The 22709-nt window shown below is 68.7% G+C and carries 19 protein-coding genes; 12 read left to right on the forward strand and 7 right to left on the reverse strand.

Going from position 1 to position 22709, the window contains the following annotated elements; translation table 11 throughout:
• Nucleotides 1-38 precede the first annotated feature (38 nt).
• Nucleotides 39-812, forward strand: coding sequence for a sulfite exporter TauE/SafE family protein (locus tag AC1DVI_RS04000; protein WP_476956841.1), 774 nt, complete (start codon nt 39-41; stop codon nt 810-812).
• A 4-nt stretch (nt 813-816) separates the two neighbouring features.
• Here the strand turns inward: AC1DVI_RS04000 and AC1DVI_RS04005 are convergent, their stop codons facing one another.
• Genes AC1DVI_RS04005 through AC1DVI_RS04015 form a run of 3 tightly spaced genes read right to left on the reverse strand, consistent with a single transcriptional unit; the run spans nt 817 to nt 5796 of the window.
• Entirely contained in the window at nt 817-3963 is a 3147-nt protein-coding gene (locus AC1DVI_RS04005; protein WP_476956842.1) for an efflux RND transporter permease subunit, read from the reverse strand.
• Between the two features lie 16 nt (nt 3964-3979).
• Complete coding sequence (locus tag AC1DVI_RS04010) at nt 3980-5140, reverse strand: efflux RND transporter periplasmic adaptor subunit (RefSeq protein WP_476956843.1); 1161 nt, start codon at nt 5138-5140, stop codon at nt 3980-3982.
• Nucleotides 5137-5796 (reverse strand): TetR/AcrR family transcriptional regulator, encoded by a 660-nt coding sequence (locus AC1DVI_RS04015; protein ID WP_476956844.1) that lies wholly within the window; start codon nt 5794-5796, stop codon nt 5137-5139. The genes AC1DVI_RS04010 and AC1DVI_RS04015 overlap by 4 nt, the downstream gene beginning before the upstream one ends.
• 341 nt (nt 5797-6137) lie before the next feature.
• On the opposite strand from AC1DVI_RS04015, the gene AC1DVI_RS04020 reads away from it, so the two are divergent.
• From AC1DVI_RS04020 to AC1DVI_RS04030, 3 genes are all read left to right on the forward strand, one after another.
• Nucleotides 6138-7217: a lytic transglycosylase domain-containing protein gene (locus tag AC1DVI_RS04020; RefSeq protein ID WP_476956845.1), complete on the forward strand. Its 1080-nt coding sequence runs from the start codon at nt 6138-6140 to the stop codon at nt 7215-7217.
• Between the two features lie 296 nt (nt 7218-7513).
• The gene (locus tag AC1DVI_RS04025) at nt 7514-9436 is read left to right on the forward strand and encodes a methyl-accepting chemotaxis protein (RefSeq protein ID WP_476956846.1); all 1923 of its coding nucleotides are present in this window, start codon (nt 7514-7516) and stop codon (nt 9434-9436) included.
• An 88-nt stretch (nt 9437-9524) separates the two neighbouring features.
• Complete coding sequence (locus AC1DVI_RS04030) at nt 9525-10514, forward strand: small ribosomal subunit Rsm22 family protein (protein ID WP_476956847.1); 990 nt, start codon at nt 9525-9527, stop codon at nt 10512-10514.
• Between the two features lie 3 nt (nt 10515-10517).
• Here AC1DVI_RS04030 and AC1DVI_RS04035 read toward each other — a convergent pair whose 3' ends face one another.
• Entirely contained in the window at nt 10518-11636 is a 1119-nt protein-coding gene (locus tag AC1DVI_RS04035; RefSeq protein WP_476956848.1) for a DNA topoisomerase IB, read from the reverse strand.
• A gap of 131 nt (nt 11637-11767) precedes the next feature.
• On the opposite strand from AC1DVI_RS04035, the gene AC1DVI_RS04040 reads away from it, so the two are divergent.
• From AC1DVI_RS04040 to AC1DVI_RS04050, 3 genes are all read left to right on the forward strand, one after another.
• Nucleotides 11768-12079, forward strand: a complete 312-nt coding sequence (locus AC1DVI_RS04040; protein ID WP_476956849.1) for a hypothetical protein — start codon at nt 11768-11770, stop codon at nt 12077-12079.
• Nucleotides 12080-12153: 74 nt separating this feature from the next.
• Nucleotides 12154-13779 (forward strand): alpha-glucosidase family protein, encoded by a 1626-nt coding sequence (locus AC1DVI_RS04045; RefSeq protein ID WP_476956850.1) that lies wholly within the window; start codon nt 12154-12156, stop codon nt 13777-13779.
• Between the two features lie 167 nt (nt 13780-13946).
• Nucleotides 13947-15053 (forward strand): TRAP transporter substrate-binding protein, encoded by a 1107-nt coding sequence (locus tag AC1DVI_RS04050; RefSeq protein WP_145623558.1) that lies wholly within the window; start codon nt 13947-13949, stop codon nt 15051-15053.
• A gap of 61 nt (nt 15054-15114) precedes the next feature.
• On the opposite strand, the gene AC1DVI_RS04055 is transcribed toward AC1DVI_RS04050, so the two are convergent.
• On the reverse strand, nt 15115-15735 hold the full coding sequence (locus tag AC1DVI_RS04055; RefSeq protein ID WP_476956851.1) for a glutathione S-transferase family protein: 621 nt from the start codon (nt 15733-15735) through the stop codon (nt 15115-15117).
• A gap of 206 nt (nt 15736-15941) precedes the next feature.
• Here AC1DVI_RS04055 and AC1DVI_RS04060 point away from each other — a divergent pair, with 206 nt between their 5' ends.
• The 3 genes from AC1DVI_RS04060 (at nt 15942) to AC1DVI_RS04070 (ending at nt 18875) form a co-directional block, all read left to right on the forward strand.
• Nucleotides 15942-17780 (forward strand): extracellular solute-binding protein, encoded by a 1839-nt coding sequence (locus AC1DVI_RS04060; RefSeq protein WP_476956852.1) that lies wholly within the window; start codon nt 15942-15944, stop codon nt 17778-17780.
• A 19-nt stretch (nt 17781-17799) separates the two neighbouring features.
• Nucleotides 17800-18204, forward strand: a complete 405-nt coding sequence (locus AC1DVI_RS04065; RefSeq protein WP_476956853.1) for a response regulator — start codon at nt 17800-17802, stop codon at nt 18202-18204.
• 218 nt (nt 18205-18422) lie between these two features.
• Nucleotides 18423-18875, forward strand: a complete 453-nt coding sequence (locus AC1DVI_RS04070) for a hypothetical protein (RefSeq protein ID WP_476956854.1) — start codon at nt 18423-18425, stop codon at nt 18873-18875.
• A gap of 48 nt (nt 18876-18923) precedes the next feature.
• Here AC1DVI_RS04070 and AC1DVI_RS04075 read toward each other — a convergent pair whose 3' ends face one another.
• Together AC1DVI_RS04075 and AC1DVI_RS04080 are read right to left on the reverse strand one after the other, a co-directional pair.
• Nucleotides 18924-20120, reverse strand: coding sequence for an E22 family MetX-like putative esterase (locus AC1DVI_RS04075; RefSeq protein ID WP_476956855.1), 1197 nt, complete (start codon nt 20118-20120; stop codon nt 18924-18926).
• Between the two features lie 104 nt (nt 20121-20224).
• The gene (locus tag AC1DVI_RS04080) at nt 20225-20545 is read right to left on the reverse strand and encodes a heavy metal-binding domain-containing protein (RefSeq protein WP_149165027.1); all 321 of its coding nucleotides are present in this window, start codon (nt 20543-20545) and stop codon (nt 20225-20227) included.
• Nucleotides 20546-20765: 220 nt separating this feature from the next.
• Here AC1DVI_RS04080 and AC1DVI_RS04085 point away from each other — a divergent pair, with 220 nt between their 5' ends.
• Together AC1DVI_RS04085 and AC1DVI_RS04090 are read left to right on the forward strand one after the other, a co-directional pair.
• Nucleotides 20766-21401: an XRE family transcriptional regulator gene (locus tag AC1DVI_RS04085; RefSeq protein ID WP_476956856.1), complete on the forward strand. Its 636-nt coding sequence runs from the start codon at nt 20766-20768 to the stop codon at nt 21399-21401.
• Nucleotides 21402-21740: 339 nt separating this feature from the next.
• The gene (locus AC1DVI_RS04090) at nt 21741-22682 is read left to right on the forward strand and encodes a YqaJ viral recombinase family protein (RefSeq protein WP_476956857.1); all 942 of its coding nucleotides are present in this window, start codon (nt 21741-21743) and stop codon (nt 22680-22682) included.
• Nucleotides 22683-22709 lie beyond the last annotated feature (27 nt).

Consider the following 22709-nt stretch of genomic DNA (forward strand, 5'->3'; position numbering starts at 1 on the left):
CGAAGACTGGCTGCGTGACATCCACATTGCCGGAAGTCGTGGCCAAGCTTCAACTGGTGGGCATGACCGACCTTCCTCTCCTCATCGTCGCCGCCATGGGCCTGACCTTCCTGCTGGCCGGGTTCGTCAAGGGCATGATCGGCCTGGGCCTGCCGACCGTCGCCATGGGTCTGCTCGGCCTCGTCATGCCGCCCGCCGAGGCGGCGGTGATCCTCATCGTGCCTTCGCTGGTGACGAATCTTTGGCAACTGGCCTTCGGTCCCGGCTTGGGCGCCACCGTCGAGCGCTTCTGGCCGATGATGCTGGGGATCACCCTGGGCACCTGGGCCGGGGCGGGGCTGCTGGCCGGCACCTCGTCGGGGCAGGCCGCGGCGGCGTTGGGCGGGGCCCTGGCGCTCTACGCGGTGGCCGGGCTGGTGAGGCTGCCGCTGCGGGTGCCGCCGGCGGCGGAATCCTGGCTGTCGCCGCTGGTCGGCGTGGCGACCGGGGTGGTGACGGCGGCCACCGGCGTCTTCGTCATCCCCGCCGTGCCCTACCTCCAGGCGCTGGAACTGGAGCGCGACCGGCTGATCCAGGCGCTCGGCCTGTCCTTCACGGTGTCCACGCTGGCGCTGGCCGCCGGGCTGGCGCAGCACGGGCTGTTCGACGGCACGCTGGCCTGGGGATCACTGGCGTCGCTGCTGCCGGCCCTGGCCGGGATGGCGCTCGGCCAGAGCCTCCGCCGACGGGTGCGGGCGGAGGTGTTCCGGCGCTGCTTCTTCCTCGGCCTGCTGGCGCTCGGGCTGTTCCTGATGCTGGAGCATCTGGGGTGAGGAGCTACTCCGCCGCCGTGCCCTGTGTTGCCGTGCCGTGCGCCACGGCGTCCGGGTCCTTGTGGGCGAACCAGCGCTTGAAGCGTCGGGACAGCGCGTCGAGATAGGTCAGGATCACCGGAACCACCAGAAGCGTAAGCAGCGTGGAGCTGATGAGGCCGCCGATCACCGCGTGGGCCATGGGCGCCCGCTGCTGCGCGCCCTCGCCGATTCCGAGCGCCAGCGGGATCATGCCGAAGATCATCGCCATGGTGGTCATCACGATGGGGCGCAGGCGGATGATGCCGGCCTCTACCACCGCGTCGCGCAGGTCCACCCCGCGGGCGCGGGCCTGGTTGGCGAAATCGACCAGCAGGATGGCGTTCTTGGTCACCAGCCCCATCAGCATGATGAAGCCGATGGCGCTGAAGATGTTCAGCGTGGACCCGGCGACCAGAAGCCCCAGGAACACCCCGACCAGCGACAGCGGCAGCGACATCATGATGGCGATGGGCTGCAGGAAGCTGCCGAACTGCGAGGCCAGGATCAGGTAGATCAGGATCACCGCCAGCAGCAGCGCCTGCGTGGCGTAGGCCGACGTCTCGGCGATGTCCTTGGTCGAGCCGCCGAAGACGATGCGGTAGCCCGGCGGCAGCTTGATCTCCGCGATGGCCGCCTGAAGCTCCTTGCCGGCGTCGCCCGCCGGCCGGCCCTGGACGTTGGCCTGGACGTTCACCTCGCGCGACAGGTCGCGGCGGTTGATCTGCGAGGCGCCGAGCGTCGTCTCGACCCGGCTGACCTGCGACAGCGGCACCATGCGTGGCGCCCCCTCGGCGTCGTTGGAGCCGGTCAGGTAGATGCGGTCGAGGTCGGCGCGGCCCGCCCGGTCGTTTTCCGGCAGGCGGACCAGCACGTCGTAGGTCTCGCCGTCCGGCGCCTTCCAGGTGGACACCTTGTCGCCGGCGAAGAGGGGACGCAGCGTGTTCGCCACCTGCGCCGTGCCGACGCCGAGATCACTCGCCAGATCGCGCTCCAGCCGCACCGAGAGGGTCGGCTTGGCGGCCTTCAGGCTGACGTCCACGTCGACGAAGCCGCGGATGCCGGCCATGGCGGCGGTCACCTGCTTGCCGATGCGGTCCAGCTCCGCGATGTCGCGGCCCTGGACGGACACCTGGATCTGCTTCTGCACGCCGCCGACGCCGGGGATGCCGATGCCGATCTGGACGCCGGGGATCGCCGACAGCCGTTCGCGCAGCGGCGGGGCCAGCGTGTTCGGGGTGCGCGTGCGCTGGTCGATCGGCTTCAGCCGGACATAGACGCTGCCCCGGTTCTTGCCGACCGACGCGCCCGTGTTGACCGTGGAATAGGTGTAGGCGACCTCCGGAAACTCGCGGATCGCCGCCTCGACCTGCCGCAGCTTGGCCGCCGTGTAGTCGAGCGACGACCCGACCGGCGTCTCCACGTCGACGATGGATTCCCCGAGGTCGGCGGCGGGCACGAACTCGACGCCGATGCGTGGCACCAGGAAGAAGCTGCCGACGAAGATCCCCAGCGCCATCAGCAGCACCAGCCAGCGCCAGCGCAGCGCCCAGCGCAGCGTCCGGCCGTAGACTCGCGCCAACGCGTCGAAGGCGCCCTGGAAGCCCGCCGCGAAACGCCCGAAGACGCCGCGCCCGTGCCTCCCGTGGGCCGCCGGGTCGTACCACAGACTGGACAGCATGGGGTCCAGCGTGAAGGACACGAACAGCGAGATCAGCACCGCCGCCGACACGGTGATGCCGAATTGCAGGAAGAAGCGCCCGATGATGCCGCCCATGAAGGCCACCGGCAGGAACACCGCCACGATGGTCAGCGTGGTCGCCAGGACCGCCAGACCGATCTCCTTGGTGCCGTCCAGCGCCGCCTGCCGGTGCCCCTGGCCCTTGCCGAGGTGGCGCATGATGTTCTCGCGCACCACGATGGCGTCGTCGATCAGGATGCCGATGGCCAGCGACAGCGCCATCAGCGTCATCGTGTTCAGCGTGAAGCCGAAGGCCGCGAGCACGCCGAAGGTGCCCATCACCGCCACCGGCAGGGTCAGCGCGGTGATCACCGTGCTGCGCCAGGACCCCAGGAAGACCATGACGATGGCGATGGTCAGCACACCGCCCTCGACCAGCGTGCGCTGCACGTTGCTCAGCGAGTTGGTGATCCCGCGCGAGGTGTCGCGCACCACCTCCAGGGCGACATCGGAGGGCAGCGAGCCGTCGCGGCGCAGCTCGTCCAGCGCCTTGTAGAGGCCGCGCGCCACCTCCACCGTGTTGGAGCCCTGGATTTTCACCACATCGACGGCCAGCGCCGGCTGCCCGTTGAACAGGGCGACGGAGTCCTGCTCCTCCTGGCCGTCCAGAACCTCGGCAACCTGGCGCAGCCGCACCGGCTCGCCGCCGCGGCGCGTGACGATGATGTCGAGAAGCTCCCGCGGGTTGATGACGCGGCCATCGACCTGGACGACGCGCTCCGCCCCGTTGCCCGAGACGGTGCCGGCGGGAATGTCCTGGTTCTCGTCGCGGATCGCCTTGAGGACCTGATCGACGCCGACGCCCAGCGCCTCCAGCCGTTCCGGGCGCAGCCGCACCTGGACCTGCCGCTTCACCCCGCCGGCGATGGTCGCCCGCCCGACGCCGCGCACGTTCTGCAGGCGCTTCAGGACGATCTGGTCGGTCATGGTGGTCAGGTCGCGCAAGGACCGGATGTCCGACTTGACCGCGAGGGACAGGATGGGCTGGTCGTCCGGGTTGAAGCGGGTGATCTGCGGGTCCTTCACCTCGTCCCGGAACTTGGGGCGTAGCGCCGACACCTTCTCGCGCACGTCCTGCAACGCCTGGGTGGAGGCGGTCTTCAGGTCGAACTCGGCGATCACCACCGACTGGCTCTCGTAGGAGCGGGAGGTCAGCGTCTTGATGCCGGCGATGGTGTTGACCGCGTCCTCGATGGGGCGGGTGACGTCGGTCTCGACCGATTCCGGGCTGGCGCCGGGGTACTCGGTGGAGACGACGACCAGCGGGAAATCCACGTCGGGAAACTGGTCGACGCCCAGCCGGTTGTAGGAGAACAGGCCCAGCACCATCAGCGCCACCATCATCATGGTGGCGAAGACGGGGTTGTCGACGCTGATGCGGGTGATCGGCATGGCGCGGCGCGTCCCCTTACGAACCCATGACCTTGACGGCCCGCCCAGCAGTCAGGCCGGGCAGGGGGGCGGTCACCGCCAGATCGCCGTCGGCCAGCCCGCGCACCTGGACGAGATCGCCGCGCGACCAGGCGCCCAGAACCTCGACCTTGCGGCGCTCCACCCGCCCCCCGGAGACCACCAGCACGAAGTCGCCGTCCTGGTCGTGGCGGACGGCCGCCGGGGGCAGGGCGAAGGCGCCCTCCACCTCGTCGACCACCGCGTCGCCCGCGGCGAACATGCCGCCGCGCAGGGCCCCGTCGGCGTTGTCGAGGACGATGTAGACGGGGATGGCGCGGGTGCCGGCGCGGGCCATCGGGTTGATGCGGGCGATCTGGCCGACGAAGTCCCGGTCGCCGAAGCCCTCCACGCGCAGCCGCACGGTCTGGCCGGGCTTCAGCCGCGCCACGTCGTCGGCGGGCACTGCCGCCTCGACCTCGACGCGGCTGAGATCGACGACGGAGAACATCTTGGCGTTGACCGCCAGCGTCTCGCCGGGGTTGACCGACCGCTCGGCCACCGTGCCGTCGATCGGGCTCGCCACCACCGCGTCGCGCAGCGCCTTGCGGGCGAGGTCCACCTGGGCCTCCAGCGCCGAGACGGCGGCCTGCTGGAAGCGGAAGGTGCTCTGCGCCTGGTCCATGTTGGTTTCCGAGACGATGTCCTTCTGGCGCAGCGCCAGATTCTTGGCGCGCGTCTTGTCCGCCAGGACGAGCTGCGCCTTGGCGCCCTCCAGATTGCTCAGCTTCTCGTCCAGCTTGGCCTGAAGCTCCAACGTGTCGAAGCGGGCCAGAACTTCGCCCTTTCGGACGGCTTGGCCCTCGCGCACCGGCACCTCGACCAGGCGGGCGGCGACCTCCGACTTCACCATCGACTGTTCCATCGGCTTCACGGAGCCGCTGAGCCGCACCAGCTCGGTCAGGCGGCGCGGGGCCATGCGGGTCAGCTCGATGGGCGACAGTTCCACCGCCCGCTCGGCCGGGGGCAGGCTGGCCGCGGCGGGAGGCACCGCTTCCGTGTGGCCCATGGTCTTCCACGCGACACCACCCGCGGCCAGCGCCCCGACGATCAGCAGGGGCAGCAGGAGGAGGCGTCGCGGCTTGGCGGCGGAACCATCGGAACGGGCGGCGTCGATCATGGGGTGCGGTCCTTAGGGTCGACCCTCAGCCCGTTGAGGAGGAGGTCGAGATAGGCGTCGAGGTAGGCTTCGGCGGAGGCCGCGGCGGGGTCCGGCTCGAAGGGGCGCAGTGAATGGTTCCACAGCGAGAGCATGCTGAGCGGGGCGGCGATCACGCGGGCCATCTCGTCCACATCGACGGGCCGGAATTCCCCGCGCTCGATGCCGCGGCGCAGGATGCGCGCGAAGAAGCGGCGGCCGCGCAGGACGACCTCCTCCATGTAGAAGCGGGCGAGGTCGGGGAAGTTCTGCGCTTCGGCGATGACCAGTTTCGACAGCCCGGCGTTGGGGCTCTGTTCCATCTCCCAGAAGCCGCGGGTCAGGATGCGCAGGAATTCCTCGCTGCTGCCGGTGAAGCTATCCAGCAGGTCTTCGCCCATCTGGAACTGGGGCAGGATGGACTGACGGACGACTTCTTTGAACAGCCCTTCCTTGTTCTCGAAATAGAGGTAGGGCAGCCCGACGCTGACTCCGGCCCGGCGGGCGACATGCTCCAGCTTGGTTGCGGCAAATCCGCGCGAGATGAACAGGTCGCGCGCCGCCTCGATCACCTCGGCGGGGCGGGCCTCCTTGCGCCGGGACCGGCGCGACGGGGGAAGGGGAGAGCTGTCCGGCATCGGTTCGTGGCTATAAATGAACGTTCATTCAATATGGAATGGCCTTTGAAAAGTCAAGTGGTTGCGGGGCGGCGGCGGTCAGCCCTGCAAGTTCAGGGCGTGACAGGAATGGGTCTCTCGCCTGCCTCGGCAAAGACCGCCACAGTGTCGATGGGGACAGAAAAAGGGCGAATGCGGATGAACAGCATTTGGCCGAAAACCATTCCAATGGGCTATGAAAAAGGGAAAGGCCGTGGAATCAGGACATTACACCCGCCTTGTTGCTTGACAGCCGGCACCATTACATCGCAAAGAGAGGGTAACGCTTTCGATCTTTGTGCAATCAGCACGGACCCCTCCTCGTGGCTTATCGTGACTTCACCGCGGCTCGCACCGCCGGTGCCGCCCTGATTCTCGCCCTCGGCTTGGCGGGTTGCGCCTCGAACGCTCCGGAAACGGCGGAGCTTGCCGTCAAGGCCCCGGAGGTGGCCGTCGTCCCGATTGATCCGAACGACCCGCTCGGCCGCTGGGTCCCCCACATGCGCGAGGCGTCGGAGCGGTTCGACGTGCCGGAGAAGTGGATCAGGGCCGTGATGATGCGCGAGAGCGGCGGGCGTTCCGTCGTGAACGGCCGCACCATCACCAGCCATGCCGGCGCCATCGGGCTGATGCAGGTGATGCCCGGCACCTACGACATGATGCGCACGCAATACGGGCTGGGGTCCGATCCGTCGGACCCGCGCGACAACATCCTGGCCGGCACCGCCTATCTGCGCGAGATGTACGACCTGTTCGGCGCGCCGGGCTTCCTCGCGGCCTACAATTGCGGCCCGGCCTGCTACGCCTCGCACCTCGCGGGCAAGCAGAGGCTGCCGCGGGAAACCCGGATGTACATCGCGGCCTTGACGCCGAACCTGCGCGGCGTGGCGCCGCGCGAGCCGTCGCAGGCGGCGGGCGCCAGCGCAATCGAGGTCGCCATCGTTCCGGCGAGCGCCCCCGCGACGCAGTCTGCGGCGGTGGCCGCCAAGCCCGCCGTCAAGCCGGCGGCTCCGGAACCGGTCGCCGTCGCCGCGGTGGTCCCGGAACCGGTGGCGCCGGTGCCGCAAACCCCGGTCACCCCGGCGCCGGTCGCCGTGGCCGCTCTGGAGCCGCGCCCGGCGCCTCTGGTGGTGGAACCGAGCGGTCGCGGCGAGGCCCGCCCGCCCGCGGAATTCGTCGCCGCCACCGACCGCGCCGCGCCGCTCGCTGCCCGCTCCGGACGGACGCCGTCCCGGACGGTGGAAACCCTGGTCGCCGAGGCGATGCTGCCGCCCAACGCGGTCGGCAAGGGGGAACGGGTGGTCATCCGCTTCGTGTCCCAGCGCAGCGGCGGCTGCGGCAGCCTGGAGGGCCGGGACCGCGTCTGCGTCGCCCTGGCCGGAGGAGAGGGCGCCGGTCTGTAACGGCCTCCGTCCCTTCCCGTTTCACAAGCATCGACAACAAGCAGAGGCGGCGCCCACCGGACGGKCGGGCGCCGTCTTCGGTTTTCCACAATAGCCTCATCCTCACATCCCCGAGCATATAGGTACTCAAACGATAAGGCCCCGGAGGAGCCGCCCCGCGCGACCCATCCGGAAGAACGAAGAGTTCGGGGGAACGCTGCGGATGAGGTGTGGAGATGGTATCCGGTGCAGGTGAACGGGCAAAACGCTCGACCTTTCAAGTCGTTGTGGTGGATTGCCTGATTGCAGGCGTTGTGGTGGCCGTTTTGGCGGTGTTCGGCGGCATGACCGCCATCGAGGCGACGCGCATCGCCGACGGCAACGCCGAGCTGGCGCAGCGGGTGGCCGAAAACCAGAGGATCGCGCTGGAGGCCGAACGGCTCGCCAAGCTGGGCGAGGCGGTGATCGCCAGCGGGGACGAGGCGACGCGCGGCGACGCGCTGACCAGCCTGGACGCCCACGCCGCGCGGATGTCTGCCAACGCCGCGCCGGAGATCGCCCAGACCGTCGCCAAGGCGGTCGCGGCCAGCCGCGAGGCCGCCGGCATCGGCGCCAAGGTCGAGGCGCTGGACAAGAAGTTCGGCTTCAACATCAGCCGCGCGGAAAGCCTGTCCGGCGACATCGCCCGCGGCCTGTCCGCGGCGATGCGCGCGACGACGCAACCGGCGGACGAGCAGGCGCTCGCCACGCTCTTCTCGACCATCCGCGACGCCAAGTTCCTGCTGACCCGCCTGCCGTCCCAGCTCTACCCGCCGGCGGTGGGCAACGACCTGCGCCAATTCCGCGAGCACATGGCCAAGGCCATGGAGCTGCGCCGGCATCTGCCGGCCGCCGACGAGTTCGAGAGCGTTGCCGACGACATCGCGTCCTTCGCCGCACTCGACGAGGCCTTCGCGCAGCGCACCGAAACGCTGCGCCTGACCACCGACGCCCACGCCCACAACCAGGAGGTCCGGACGCTGGTCGACGGGCTGGTGCAGGGGATGAACGCCGCCTCCGACGCGGTGACCACGCGCAGCCAGGAGGGCGCCGCGGCTCTGACCGCGGTGCTCGACCGGCTGACGCTGATCGCGCTGGGGGCCTTCGTGCTGATCGGGCTGATTGGCGGCCTGAACATGCTGCTGGGCTACCGCTTCATCATGCAGCCGGTGCGCGACGCCAGCCGGGCGCTCCAGGCGCTGACCCGCGGCGAGGGCGCGGTGCCCCTGCGCCCTTCGCCCCTGCGCGAGATCGCCGACATCCACGGCGCGGTCGAGGCGTTCCGCGACGCGCTGGACGCCCGCCAAAGGGCGGAGGAGACCCGCCGCGACCAGGAACGGCGCGCCGAAGAGGAACGCCGCGCCCTGATGGCGACGCTGGCGGACGGGCTGGAACGCAGCGTGCAGGCGGTGGCGGGTTCGCTGTCCGTGGCGGCGGCGGAGGTCACCGGCTCCGCCCGCGCGGTGGCCGGCATGGCGTCGGACACCGCGCAGCGCACCCGCGCCGCCGCGGACGCCGCCGGCACGGCCACCAGCAACGTCGGCGCCGTGGCCTCGGCGAGCGAGCAGCTCTCCGCCTCCATCGACGGGATCGGACGGCAGATCGCCCAGTCGCGCAGCGTGGCGGAGGACGCCGTCGCCGAATCCCGGCGCGCCGATGGCCTGACCAAGGGCCTGTCGGACTCCGCCCAGAAGATCGGCGAGGTGGTCGCCATCATCACCGCCATCGCCCAGCAGACCAACCTCCTGGCGCTCAACGCCAGCATCGAGGCGGCGCGGGCCGGCGACGCCGGCAAGGGCTTCGCCGTCGTCGCCACCGAGGTGAAGGCGCTCGCCTCCCAGACCGCCTCCTCGACGGAGGAGATCGCCACGCTGGTCCATGGCATTCAGCAATCGACGATGGGGGTGGTGGACGCCATCGCCCGCATCGGCTCGACCATCGCGGTCATCGGCGACAGCGTGTCCGGCATCGCCGCGGCGGTCGAGCAGCAGCGCCAGGCCACCTCGGAGATCACCCACAACGTGCGCATCGTGGAGTGCATGAACACCGACGTGTCGTCGAACATCGGCGACGTCAGCCGCGTGGCGGTGGACACCGGGCGCTCCGCCGACGCCATGATGGGGGCCGCCGACCGCCTGTCGGAGTTGGCCGGCACCCTGAATGGCGCGGTCGACGACTTCCTGCGGCAGGTGCGGGCGTAGCCGCCCGTTCCCTGTTTTGTCCGTTTGCCCGGGGCGGGCGGCGTGCTAACAGGCTGGACGACGACCACGCCTGCACTTTTTCGGACCCATGGAACTCCCCATTTCGCTCCGCCACGCGGTGGACCGCGCGCTCGACGGCATCGCCCTGTCCGACCTCAAGCGCGCGGCGGACCGCCTTTCCCAACGCTACCGGGCGGAGGTGCGGGACGGGCGCTTTCACCTGTCGGACGATCTGGCGGCGCGGGCCTATCTCGCCACCCGCCTGCCGGCCACTTTCGCCGCCGTACGGTCCAGCATGGCGGCGGTGGCCGAGGCGCTTCCCGACTTCGCGCCGGTCACCGCCCTGGACGTCGGGGCGGGGCCGGGGACGGCGCTGTGGGCGGCGTCCGATTGCTGGGCGACCCTGGACGACGCCCTGCTGATCGAGGGCAGCCCGGCCATCCGCGCGGTCGGCGAGACGCTGTCGGGCGCGGCGTCGCCCGCACGGATCGCATGGCGGGCCGGCGACGCCMCGGGTGACCTGCCCGGTCTGGAGCCGCGCGATCTGGTGACGCTGGCCTATGTGCTGGACGAATTGGCGGAGCCGGCACGCGACCGGCTGGTCGGCCGGCTGTGGTCGCTCACCGCCGGGACGCTGCTGATCGTGGAGCCCGGTACGCCCGCCGGCTGGGCGCGGATCATCCGGGCGCGGGAGAGGCTGGTTGCCGCCGGCGCACATCTGGTGGCACCCTGCGTGCACAGCGCCGCCTGTCCGTTGGCGGCACCGGACTGGTGCCATTTTTCCCGCCGGGTCGCCCGTTCCCGCCTGCACCGCATGGCCAAGGGGGCGGAGGTGCCGTGGGAGGACGAGAAGTTCGTCTACATCGCCGCCTCCCGCCAGCCCGGCGCCGGCCCCGACGCCCGCATCATCGCGCCGCCCTGGAACGCCGGAAACGGACGCATCGGCTTCAAGCTCTGCGGCCGGGACGGCGCCCGGACGGAGCGGATTCTCGGCAAGCGCGACGGCGCCGCCTTCAAGGCCGCGCGCCGGCTGGACTGGGGCGACGGCCTGTCCTCCCAGGACCAGCCGGAAGCATAGGCTCTACGCCGCGCGCCGCCGCCGGCTCTCGCTGGCACGGGATCGCTGTTCGCGCTCCAGCCGGCCGCGCAGGAAGGCCAGCACAGCGGCTTCCTCGGCCTCCAACTCGGAAAGCTCCTCGCGCAACTCGGTCTCCACCTCGCGGGTCAGGGAGTCCAGCAGGTTGCCCTCCAGATAGGCGTCCAGAATCTCGGGATGGACGTAGCTCTTGCGGCAAACGCTGGCGGTGTTGCCAAGCCGGGCGGCCACCTGCTCGATGGCGTGGGTGACGTTGCGCTTGGCCTTGGCGGCGCTGTCGAAGGTCTCGAACTCGCGCAGCGCCATGGCGGCCAGAACGGTGCCGGCCCAGGTGCGGAAGTCCTTGGCGGTGAAGTCTTGGCCCGTGACGCCGCGCAGATACTCGTTCACGTCGCCGGAACTCACCGCGTGGCGCTGACCGTCGCGGTCGATGTATTGGAACAGTTCGTCCCCCGGCACGTCGCGGCAGGCGCCGACGACGCGGGCAAGGCGGCGGTCCTTCAGCGCGACGTTCCATTCCTTTCCGGACTTGCCCTTGAAGGTGAAGCGGATCTCCGTCCCTTCGATGTCCGCGTGGTCGTCGCGCAGGGTGGTGAGGCCGTAGCTGCTGTTCTCCCGCGCGTAGCTTTCGTTGCCGACGCGGATCAGCGTGGTTTCCAGCAGCCGGACCACGGCGGCCAACACCTTTTCCCGCGGCAGGCCGCGGCGGGCGAGGTCGTTGTCCACCTGACGGCGGATGGCCGGTAGGGCGCGGCAGAAGTCCAGCATGCGCCCGAACTTCGTGCCCTCGCGCATCTCGGTCCAGCGGGGATGGTAGCGGTACTGCTTGCGCCCGCGCGTGTCCCGGCCGGTGGCCTGGAGATGGCCGTCCGGGTCCGGGCAGATCCAGACGCCGCGGTAGGCCGGCGGGATCGCCAGCTTGCGGATGCGCTCCAGCGTATCGTCCTCGGTCACCCGCGTGCCGTCGGGCCAGCGGTAGGAGAAGCCCTTGCCGGCGCGGCGTCGCCGGATGCCCGGCTCGTCGTCGCAGACATAGCTCAGCCCGGCGCAGGCCGCAGCCTCTTCAGCGTCGGGGCGGGGATCGGTGACCGTCAATCCGTCCATGCTGGCATCCCCATCTGTTGCTTGCGGGGAAACATCGGCGCCGCGTTTTGGTTGCATGGTTGCGGCGGGAGCGCCATTCGGCGACCATGGCCCCGGCCTTGAGGCCCGCCGGCACCGAAGGGATGAGCACGATGGAAGAGACCAAGCTGACCGCCGCCCTGCCGAACCTGGACATCCAGATCCTGCACCGGGAGGACCCGGAGCGCGGGGCCGAGACGATCGCCATCCAGATCACCGCCACGCCGTCCTTCGACGCGCTGCGCGGGATGATGGGGCCGGCGCTGCTGGCCTCGGCCAACCCGATGCTCAACCCGGCCTTCGCCAACGCGAACCCGATGCTGGCCCTGTGGGCGGCGCCGATGCGGATGTGGAGCGACGCCATGCGGCAGGTCTGGGCGCCCTGGCTGCGCCTGACGCCACCGCCGGGTGGTCGCAGGCCGTGACCAATCGCAGCCCGGTAACCGATCGTTAGGGCTATGGGCCGACCCTTTGCACGAGTCTCGTGTGGAGGGTCCTTATGTCCCAGGCGTCTTCGTGGCTGCGCGGTGCCGCGCTGTACCAGATCTACCCCCTCAGCTTCCTCGACCGGAACGGCGACGGCTGGGGCGATCTGGACGGCGTGCTGGAGGGCATCGGCCATGTGGCGTCGCTCGGCGTGCAGGGGATATGGATCAGCCCCTTCTACCCGTCGCCGCAGAAAGACTTCGGCTACGACATCACCGACCACCGGGCGGTCGACCCGCGCATGGGCCGGCTGGAGACGGTGGACCGCATCATCGAGGCGGCGCACGGCCACGGGTTGAAGGTCATCCTGGATCTGGTCTGCGGCCACACCTCGGACGCGCATCCCTGGTTCAGCGACAGCCGCCGGTCGCGCGGTGGTGCGTTCGCGGACTGGTACGTCTGGGCCGACCCGCGCCCCGACGGCACACCGCCCAACAACTGGCTGTCGGTGTTCGGCGGTCCCGCCTGGACGTGGGAGCCGCGGCGGCGCCAGTATTATCTGCACCATTTCCTATCCAGCCAGCCCGCCCTGAACCTGCACGACGAGGCGGTGCTCCAGGCGCTCGGCGAGACCGCGGCCTTCTGGCTGAAGCGCGGGGTGGACGGCTTCCGCATCGACGCGGTCGATTTCTTCGCCCACGACCCGCAACTCCGCCCCAACCCCGCGGCCGCCTGGAGCGGGGCGGAGCCGCCGGCCAAGCTGTTCGCCCTGCAACAGCATCTCTACGACATGATGCACCCGGCCATTCACACCGTGCTGGCCCGCCTGCGCGCGGTGGTCGACCGCTATCCCGACCGGGTGCTGCTGGGCGAGCTGTCGAGCCAGCCCGGCGCGGCGCGGCGCATCGCCGCCTATTGCAGGCCGCAGGGACTGCACGCCGCCTACACCCTGTCGCTGGCCAAGCAGCCTTTCACCGCACAGAACTTCGCCGGGGCGCTGACCGGCACGCCGCAGCCGGAAGCCATTTGCTGGAGCTTCTCCAACCACGACGTCGAGCGCGCCGCCAGCCGCTGGCTGCCGCCCGGCGCCGATCCGGAGCGCTTCAACGCCCTGCTCGCCACCCTGTTCGCCACACTGCCCGGCACCGTCTGCCTCTACCAGGGGGAGGAGCTGGCGCTGCCCAACGCGGTGCTGGAGCCGGAAGACCTGCGCGACCCCTTCGGCATCGCCTATTGGCCGGACTTCCAGGGGCGCGACGGCAGCCGCACGCCGATGCCCTGGAGGTCCGGCGCCGCGAACGCCGGTTTCTCCAGCGCGGTCGAGACCTGGTTGCCGGTGGCGGAATACCACCATGCCCTGGCGGTCGACGCGCAGGAGCGGCGCCCCGGCAGTCCGCTCGACGTCTGGCGGGGGGCAATGCGCCTGCGCCGCCGTCATCCGGCGCTGACCCAGGGCGGCGTAGCGGCGGTGGAGGAGGCCGGCAGCGTCCTGGCCTTCGAACGGGCGGCGGAGGGCGAAGACCTGCTGGCCGTCTTCAACCTGTCCGACCAGCCGGCGGAATACGCGCTGAAGCGCAAGCCGCCGATGGCGGCACTCGACCTGCCGCGTCCGCCGGGCGCAGCGGTTCCCGAGGTCAGCGCAGACGGGCGGACGCTGGTCCTGCCGCCGCTCTCGGCCTTCCTGGGACGGCGCGGCTGAGGCGCGGGCCTAATCCGTAGGGCCAGGGTAGACCTGTCATGCGCTTTTGTGCGATGAATCGGAACGAAAACGCTGCTTTGTTACAGTTGTGAAAATTCCCTCGCAACAAGTGGTCCGACGGGCCGCTTGAAACGAAAAGGGAAGGCGGAGTCCACGGGAGAAGAATCGTGAAAAGACGTGCGTTTCTGAAGTCGGCGGGTGCGGGCGCTGCGGCCGCGGGTGCGGGGCTGGCGGTTGCCGGCGTGGCCGCGCCGGCCATTGCGCAGTCGCAGCCGGAAATCCAGTGGCGCCTGGCGTCGAGCTTCCCGAAGAGCACCGACATCCTGTTCGGCGCTTCGGAGCTGATCGCCCGCCGCGTCGCCGAGAGCACGGACGGCAAGTTCCAGATCCGCGCCTTCCCGGGTGGTGAGCTGGTGCCCGGCCTGCAGGTGCTCGACGCCGTGCAGAACGGTTCGGTGCAGTGCGGCCACACCTGCGGCTACTATTATGTCGGCAAGGACCCGACCTTCGCCTTCGACACGGCCATCCCGTTCGGCCCGAACGCCCGTCAGACCACCGCCTGGTTCCAGGCCGGCGGCCTCGACCTGATGCGCGCCTTCATGAAGAACCACAACGTCATCCAATTCCCGGCGGGCAACACCGGCGCCCAGATGGGCGGCTGGTACCGCAAGGAAATCAAGACCGCGGCGGACTTCCAGGGCCTGAAGATCCGCATCGCCGGCATCACCGGCCAGATCATGTCGAAGATGGGCGCCACCCCGACCCAGATCGCCGGCGCGGACGTCTATCCGGCGCTGGAGAAGGGAACCATCGACGCGACCGAGTTCGTCGGCCCCTACGACGACGAGCGGCTGGGCTTCCATCAGGTCGCCAAGTACTACTACTACCCGGGCTGGTGGGAAGGCGGGCCGAACGTCTCGCTCTACGTCAACCTGCAGGAGTGGGAGAAGCTCCCCAAGTCCTACCAGTCGATCCTGACGGCCGCCTGCGCCGAGGCGAACACCTACATGATCGCCCGCTACGATTCGGAGAACGCCAAGGCTCTGAAGCGTCTGGTCGCCAAGGGCACCATCCTGCGCGCCTACCCGCGCGACCTGATGGAGCAGGCGCACAAGATCGCCTTCGAGTATTACGACGAGCTGGCGAAGACCAACCCGAACTTCAAGACGATCTACGAGAGCTGGAAGCCGTTCCTCGACGAGACCCAGCTCTGGTTCCGCGTCGCCGAGCTGCCCTACGACAGCTTCGTGGCGTCGGCCGGCACCAAAAAGTAAGAGCGTTGGCTTGAAAGGGGGCCCCCATCCGCATCGCGGGTGGGGGCCTTTTCTTGTGGGATCAGTCGACGTCCTGCTGCGGCATCAGCGCCATCTGGCGCTTGGCGCCGGGCTGGGCCAGCATGCGGGCGTGCCACGCCTGGACGTTGGGGTAGGTGGCGATGTCGATGTTCGACTCCTCCACGAGGTCGATCCACGGGAAGGCGAAGATGTCGGCGATGCTGAGCCGCTCGCCCTCGATGAAGGTCCGCCCCGCCAGATGGCGGTCGAACTGGGCGAGCCCGCCGGCCGCCGCCGCGTCGATCCAGGGCAGGGCGTTGGCGTCGCCGTTGAACTTGCGCACCGCGCGGGCGCGCTGGACCGGCAGCAGCACGTCGGCCAGCCAGGACAGCCACTCCGCCAGCCGGATCCGTTCCGCCTCGTCCCGCCCGCCGAACCGGCCGGTCTTTGCCGCCAGATAGGTCAGGATGACGCCCGATTCGGAAATGCTGAGGTCGCCGTGGACCAGGGTCGGCACCCGGCCGAAGCGGTTGATGGCGAGATAGTCCGCCGACTTCTGCTGGCCGCCGCGCAGGTCGACATGGCGGTAGGCGTAGGGCACGCCGGCCATCGACAGGAACAGGACGACGCGGGTGGCGGGCTGTGAATTGAAATTGCCGTAGACGGTGAATTCGGCGGACACGGTCGAAGAACCCTCCATGCTGGTCGCGCTTATCGGCGCGGATTGCCGAAAACCATGACCGCAAGCCCGCCGGGACACCAGAGCAAATCGCGGGGCGCGATGCCGCGGGGTGGGGAAGGGGGTTTCGCACCGCTTCACCCCACCCACATGTTATCAGAGCGGAACCGGGGCCAAGCACTCCGGAGCGAACGATGGGAGAATGGGGCATGCGCCGTGTGGCCGCTGGACTGTTGATCGGGCTGATCGTCGCCGTTGCCGGACCGGCGGGCGCGCAGCCGCAGCACGGCATGGCGCGGCACGGCATGGCGCGGCACGGCATGGCGCTGTATGGCGAGCCGAAATACGGGCCGGATTTCCGGCATTTCGATTACGTCAACCCGGACGCTCCGAAGGGCGGCAAGGTGACCCTCCAGGCCATCGGCTCCTTCGACACGCTGAACCCCTTCACGCTGCGCGGCGTGCCCGCGGCGGGGGCGACGCTGATCTACGACACGCTGATGACCGGGTCGGCGGACGAGCCCTTCACCGAATACGGCCTGCTCGCCGAAAGTGTGGAGATGCCGGAGGATCGTTCCTCCATCACCTTCAACCTGCGCTCCGGCGCGCGGTGGCACGATGGAAAGCCGGTCACCGCGGATGACGTGGTGTTCTCCTTCACCATCCTGACCGAGAGCCACCCCTTCTACCGCAGCTATTACGGCGCCGTGGACAAGGTCGAGGCGGAGGGGGAGCGCCGCGTCCGCTTCACCTTCAAGCCGGGCGACAACCGCGAGCTTCCGATGATCGTCGGCCAGCTGCCGGTGCTGCCGAAGCATTATTGGGAGGGCAAGGACTTCCAGTCGACCACGCTGGACCCGCCGCTGGGCAGCGGTCCCTACCGCATCGCGTCCTTCGATCCGGGCCGCGGCATCACCTACGAGCGGGTCGCCGACTATTGGGGCCGGGACCTGCCGGTGAATGTCGGGCGGAACAATTTCGGCAGCATGGCCTACGAGTATTACCGGGACGCCAGCGTCGCCCTCCAGGCCTTCCGCGGCGGGCTGTACGACTTCCGCCAGGAGAACGTCGCCAAGACCTGGGCCACCGGCTACGACTTCGACGCGGTGCGCAACGGCAAGGTGGTGAAGGAGGAGATCGCCAACGAGGTACCGGCGGGCATGCAGGGTTTCGTGTTCAACACGCGCCGCCCGGTCTTCGCGAACCCCAAGGTGCGCCAGGCCATCGCCTATGCCTTCGACTTCGAATGGACGAACCAGACGCTGTTCTACGGCGCCTACAAGCGGACGGAGAGCTATTTCGAGAACTCGCCGCTCCAGTCCACGGGGCTTCCGCAGGGCCGCGAACTGGCGATCCTGGAGCCGCTGCGCGGGAAGATCCCCGCCGAGGTCTTCGAGAAGACCTACCACCCGCCCAGCACCGAGGGCCAGAACGGGCTGCGCCGCAACCTCTTGGAGGCCAAGCGGCTGCTCGACGAGGCGGGGACCGACGTGCGCAACGGGGTGCGGGTCGACGTCGCGACCGGCAAGCCGCTGGATTTCGAAATCCTGCTGGACAGCCCGACCTTCGAGCGGGTGACTCTGCCCTTCATCGAGAATCTGAAGCGGCTCGGCATCCGGGCCACCATCCGCACGGTGGACACCACCCAGTACGAGAACCGCACCCGCGACTTCGATTTCGACATGGTGGTCCATGTCTGGCCGCAGTCCCTGTCGCCGGGGAACGAGCAGACCGGCTATTGGGGATCGGCCTTCGCCGACCGTCCGGGAAGCCAGAATCTGGCCGGGGTGCGCAGCGAGGCGGTCGATCACCTGATCGGCGAGATCGTCCGCGCCGGCAGCCAGGAGGATCTGAAAGCCGCGGTGTCGGCCCTGGACCGGGTGCTGCTGTGGAACCATTACGTGGTGCCGCACTGGTATTCCGGCGTCTACCGCGTCGCCTATTGGAACCGGTTGAAGCGCCCCGACACCGTGCCGCCCTATTCGCTCTCCTTCGACTCCTGGTGGCTGTCGGACGCCTCGTCCGCCGGCGCACGCAAGGCGCCGTGACCAGGGAGAGGCGGAAGCCATGGACGCTCATCCTTCGGACCGGACGCGGACCATCCTCGTTGTCGATGACAACGCACTGATGCGCAAACTGTTGGTTCGTTGCCTTGAGGAGGGCGGACACCGCGTGGTGGAGACGGACGACCCGCGGGGCGTGCTCGACCTGATGCGGGCTCTGAAGCCCGATCTGGTGATCATGGACGTGGTGATGCCCGGTCTGTCCGGCGTCGAACTGGTCCGGATGATCCGCGCCGATCGGGCATTGGCGCCCACGCTGGTCGTCGCGGTCACCAACCTGTCGACGCCCACCGACATGCTGCGCTTCTCCCGCGCCGGCTTTGACGGGCATGTGCCCAAGCCGATCCAGCCGAGGGACTTCCTGGCGACGATCACCAGCTATCTGGAGGGCAAGGGCGAGCGGATATAAAGCGTATTATGATTCAATGGTTTAAAGTGATTTCTTGAATTTCTTTCTGACAAGGAGGCGTTCGCAATTCCTGACCTAAACTCTTAGAATTTCATCGGAGATAGTTAGTAATAAACGATTTTTCCAACCGTAACGGCTTCTCCCACCGGAGACCGCTGCCCACGAGCGGGGAACCCGTGCTATGGTTCTGTGCCCTTGGCCCTTTTTCCGCTCGGCCCATGAAAGCCATCGCCGCCGTTCCTCTGTTGCTTGCGCTGCTGGTTGCGCCAGCGGCGGCGGACCCGATGCGGGTGGAGCGCACCGATCCCAGCCACTTGCGCGCCTTGAGCCGCTCCTCCATTCCCCAAGAGGTCATTCCGCCCCGCACCCGCCATGTGCGCAGCCAAGCGGTCTACAATTTGCCAACGGGGCTGAACGGGCTGGCCCGCTACGACGCCGCCCTGTCGCGCCTGTGCCAGCGCGGCGCCTTCGGGCAGGAGATGGACGGTATTTACTGGGCACGGACCCCGGACAAACGTTATGGCGTCGCCTTCTCCGGCGGGGCGAACCTGTCGGACCCGCAGAATAAGCGCCAGACCGGTCAGGTGTATTTCTTCGACGGTCAGGACAGCCGCTGCAACGTCTTTGTCGGCGAACAGGCCAAGCTGATGCCGCATTACGTCGGCCCCTGACGGAATGCCCCGCCGGGCGGTCGTCTCCGGGCGAGGCGACAGGGTCCGTTATTTCGCCATGAACGACGCTATCGTGTCCCCGGCCTTTGCGATGTTGGCGATGCCGTCGAGATGGCCGAGGCTGGTGGTGATCGAGTCGGTGTAGGTGACCGCGACGCCCTGCTTCTCCAGCCGCTCCTTCAGCGGATGCATGGCCCGTTCCGGCGGGAAGACGAGGTCGTCTGCGGAGGGGATCAGCAGCACCGGCGCCTTGATCTTCGCCAGCCCTTCGTCCAGCGCCCCGCCGCCGCCCACCAGGAAGGTCTGGTTGGCCTTCACCAGATACAGGAAGTGGTTGGCGTCGCTGACCGCGGCGCGGGCCGCCGCCGCCTTGTCCAGCCACACTTCGATGGCGTATTGGTTGTTCATGCTGGCGGCGGGGTCCTTGCCGTCCTCCGCCCAGCCGCGGCCGAAGGTGGCGTCCGCCCATTTCCAATGGCGGGCGTGCAGGGTCACCAGTTTCAACGCCTCGGTCAGCCCGGCCTTGGGTTCCGCCTTGCCGTAGTAATCGCCGCCCTGCCAGTTCGGATCGACGCGGATGGGCGCCGCCCACAGGTTCAGCCAGCCGATCAGAAAGGGGTCCGCCTCGGCCCCGCCGATCACCGCGACCACGCGTTTGACCATCTCCGGATGGGCGGCGCCCCATTCCAGCGCCTGGAGCGATCCCATCGAGCCGCCCATCACCGCGTGCAGTGATTTTACATTAAGACTGTCCAGCAATGCCTTCTGAACATTGATGAAATCGCGGATGGTGACGACCGGAAAGCTCATGCCGTAGGGCTTGCCGGTGTCGGGATTGACGCTGGCCGGGCCGGTGGTGACGACGGTCGGGTCCTTCGGCGACAGGTTCACCAGCGTGTCGGAACTGATGATGAAGAACTTGTCGGTGTCCAGTGGCTTGCCCGGTCCGATGATGGAATCCCAATAGCCGGGGGCCGGGTCCTCCATCTTGTACTTGCCGGCGGCGTGGCTGTTGCCGCTGAAGAAATGGGTGAGGAGGATGACGTTGTCCCTGGCGTCGTTCAGCTTGCCGTAGCTTTCCCAGCCGATACGGACGTTCTTGATCGTGCCGCCGCCCACCGTGGTGTAGGACGGCATTTCGAACACCTTCTTCTCCACAAGGCCCTCGAAGGCCAGGGCTGGCGCGGCACAAAAGAGCCCGGCGGCCAGGGCCAGGCCGCCGAGCCGTTTCGCCAGAGAACGCATGTCGTCCCTCCCGTTTCTCAAGGTCCCTATCGATGCGGGGAGGGAGTGTAAGGGGGTGCGACCGTCCGTCCAGGCGGGCAATCGGCCTAAACGGTTGGGGGAACTCAGCCCAGCCGGACGGCGGTTCCATTGATGGAAACCATCAGCATGCCGTTCTCCTTGCCCAGCACCTCGTAATCGATGTCCACGCCGACGATCGCGTCCGCTCCGAGCGCCCGCGCAGATTCCTGAAGATCGGCGAAAGCGGCTTCGCGGGCGTCGCGAAGCGCGTTCTGGTAACCGCCGGCCCGACCGCCGACGATGTCGCGGATGCCGGAAAACAGGTCGCGGAACATGTTCACGCCCAGAATCGCTTCGCCCGCGACCATGCCGAGATACTGGGTGATGCGACGGCCTTCGACGGTGTCGGTGCTGGTGACGATCATCGGTTCCTCCGGATGTGGATTTGCGCCTTCCAGATGGCGGCGCGCACGGCGTGTCGCAATGGGTGGGGAAAGGGCGAAGCGGGAGATGAGGGGAGTCGGACGCGATACTGCGAAATCGCAGCGCATCCTCGGCGAAATTGCGACATAAGCGAAGAAACCTTGCGCGTTCCTTCAACGTTCTCTCTTATAAGGGCGCTCTTTCGGCGGGGAGGACGGCAGTATGGACGACACGCGGCGGGCGATCCTGCGTTGGATGACCGGCGTGATGGAGGCCCAGGGCTGGAGTGCCGGGGCCTGGGCGCGACTGGCCGAGGTCACGCCGACCAACATCACGCGCTTCCTGCGCGACCCGGCGCGGGGCAGCGTTCCCAGCGCCGAAACCCTGGGCCGCTTGGCCCGCGTCGCCGGTTCCGAGCCGCGATTCCTCGATGATGCCGCCTACCAGGCCGTGGCACGGGTGCCGCTGCTGTCGGTGGAGCAGGTGCGGGACTTTCTGGAATTGGGGCGAAGGGCCGGGGAAGCCTTCATCGCCGCAGCCTTGACGGGCGGGGCGCGGGGCATTGCCGTGGACCGTCCGGCGTCGCGCCGCGCCTTCGCGCTGACCATCGCCTCCTCGAGCCTCAACGCCGCCGGCGTCCTGCCGGACGACTGCGTGGTGCTGGAACCGTTGGACGTGCTGGCCCCGCAGGCCGGCGACGTGGTGGTTACGGTGGGCGACGGAACGGTGTGCGGCTACCGCTTCTTCCCGCCCCATCTGCTGCCGGTCAGCACCGACCCCGGCTGCCGCCCGACGCCCATCGAGCGCGCCAACGTCGCGGGTGTCGCGGTTCACATCACGCGCTGCCTGCGCGCCTGATCGCGCGTATTTGGCGGGAATCTGGAAGAAAAGCCGCCAATTCCGTCGGTGAAATTCTTTTTTACACCCCCTTTGACGCCACGAATCCATAACCATCTGTGCCGAGTCGCCCGATTCGGTCACAGCGAGACCGCGGCCGCGCTGCATTCTACTTAGTTTTTTGAAAAGGTTCGAAGATTCGACCCTACGGCCAAGCCGCAGGTTCTCTTTTTGTTCTTGAATCCTGCGTGTTCGCAGCCCATATTCACGATACGGTTTATGGTTAACGGCGATGGCGCTGCGAAGACGCATCGACTCGAAGCCAGAGACGCAGAGAAACGGCTGGGGGCCGGCAGGGGAATGGCGATTACGGACGCGCAGCGGGCCGCGCGGGCAGGGCGTATCGGGTCTTCCGACGCCACCCGCATCATGGCGGGCGACTGGCTGAACCTGTGGCGCGAAAAGACGGGACGGTCGGCGCCTGCCGATCTCGACCTCGTCGCCGCGGTGCAGATCGGCATCGCGACCGAGCATCTGCACCCGCGCTTCGTGGAGAAGGTCACCGGCCTTCCCTGCGTGCCGGCGGAACGGACCTGGGTCCATCCGGAGCATGACTGGATGGTTGCCCACCCGGATTTCCTGACCTGGGAGGGCGACACGGACACCGGTGAGCCGGACACGCTTGTGGAGGCGAAATTCACAGGCGGCTTTCAGACGGATGCGGAGCTGGCCCAGCGCTACCACTGGCAGGTCCAGCACCAGCTGGTGGTCACCGGGCTGGACCGGGCGATGCTGTCGATCCTACGCCCCACCGGCCATGCGCTCGTCCGCGTTCCGCGTCGGGAAGCGGATTGCGGGCGGCTGATGGCGACGCTGGACGCCTTCTGGTGGCACGTCGCCAACGATGTGGAGCCCGGCGATCCGTTGCCTGCGGACGCGCCGGCCTACGAGACCCGACGGGTGGTCGACATGGCCCGGCACAACCGCTTCGCCGCCCTGGCCGCGGAGCTGGTGGACCGCCGCGCCGCCGCCCTCGCCGTCCGCGAGGCGGAGGCCGCCCTGAAGGCGCTGATGCCCGCCGACGCGCGCATCGCCTTTGTGGCCGGGGAGGAGCCGGGCCGCGGCCTTTACCTCGCCCGTGACCGCGAGGGACGCCTGTCCCTGCGCTACGGCGCGCCGCCACGGCGGGCGCTCGACACAGCCGAACCGTGGCAGCCCGCCACGGCCGATCCGTCCCCTGACCCGAGCCTGGACGCTGTGCTCAGCGGCGGCTGGGGTGAGGGGAGAGACGAACGCTACTGACCAAAATGCTGGCCAAAAGGGGAACCC

This window comes from Azospirillum sp. P4_B5 (genome assembly GCF_056402275.1).

What these genes read in the sequence shown, in the direction of transcription:
- AC1DVI_RS04005 (WP_476956842.1), bottom strand. Translation starts at nt 3,963, where the DNA reads ATGCCGATCACCCGCATCAGCGTCGACAACCCCGTCTTCGCCACCATG.
- AC1DVI_RS04010 (WP_476956843.1), bottom strand. Translation starts at nt 5,140, where the DNA reads ATGATCGACGCCGCCCGTTCCGATGGTTCCGCCGCCAAGCCGCGACGC.
- AC1DVI_RS04015 (WP_476956844.1), bottom strand. Translation starts at nt 5,796, where the DNA reads ATGCCGGACAGCTCTCCCCTTCCCCCGTCGCGCCGGTCCCGGCGCAAG.
- AC1DVI_RS04035 (WP_476956848.1), bottom strand. Translation starts at nt 11,636, where the DNA reads ATGGACGGATTGACGGTCACCGATCCCCGCCCCGACGCTGAAGAGGCT.
- AC1DVI_RS04040 (WP_476956849.1), top strand. Translation starts at nt 11,768, where the DNA reads ATGGAAGAGACCAAGCTGACCGCCGCCCTGCCGAACCTGGACATCCAG.
- AC1DVI_RS04045 (WP_476956850.1), top strand. Translation starts at nt 12,154, where the DNA reads ATGTCCCAGGCGTCTTCGTGGCTGCGCGGTGCCGCGCTGTACCAGATC.
- AC1DVI_RS04060 (WP_476956852.1), top strand. Translation starts at nt 15,942, where the DNA reads ATGCGCCGTGTGGCCGCTGGACTGTTGATCGGGCTGATCGTCGCCGTT.
- AC1DVI_RS04065 (WP_476956853.1), top strand. Translation starts at nt 17,800, where the DNA reads ATGGACGCTCATCCTTCGGACCGGACGCGGACCATCCTCGTTGTCGAT.
- AC1DVI_RS04070 (WP_476956854.1), top strand. Translation starts at nt 18,423, where the DNA reads ATGAAAGCCATCGCCGCCGTTCCTCTGTTGCTTGCGCTGCTGGTTGCG.
- AC1DVI_RS04075 (WP_476956855.1), bottom strand. Translation starts at nt 20,120, where the DNA reads ATGCGTTCTCTGGCGAAACGGCTCGGCGGCCTGGCCCTGGCCGCCGGG.
- AC1DVI_RS04080 (WP_149165027.1), bottom strand. Translation starts at nt 20,545, where the DNA reads ATGATCGTCACCAGCACCGACACCGTCGAAGGCCGTCGCATCACCCAG.
- AC1DVI_RS04085 (WP_476956856.1), top strand. Translation starts at nt 20,766, where the DNA reads ATGGACGACACGCGGCGGGCGATCCTGCGTTGGATGACCGGCGTGATG.
- AC1DVI_RS04090 (WP_476956857.1), top strand. Translation starts at nt 21,741, where the DNA reads ATGGCGATTACGGACGCGCAGCGGGCCGCGCGGGCAGGGCGTATCGGG.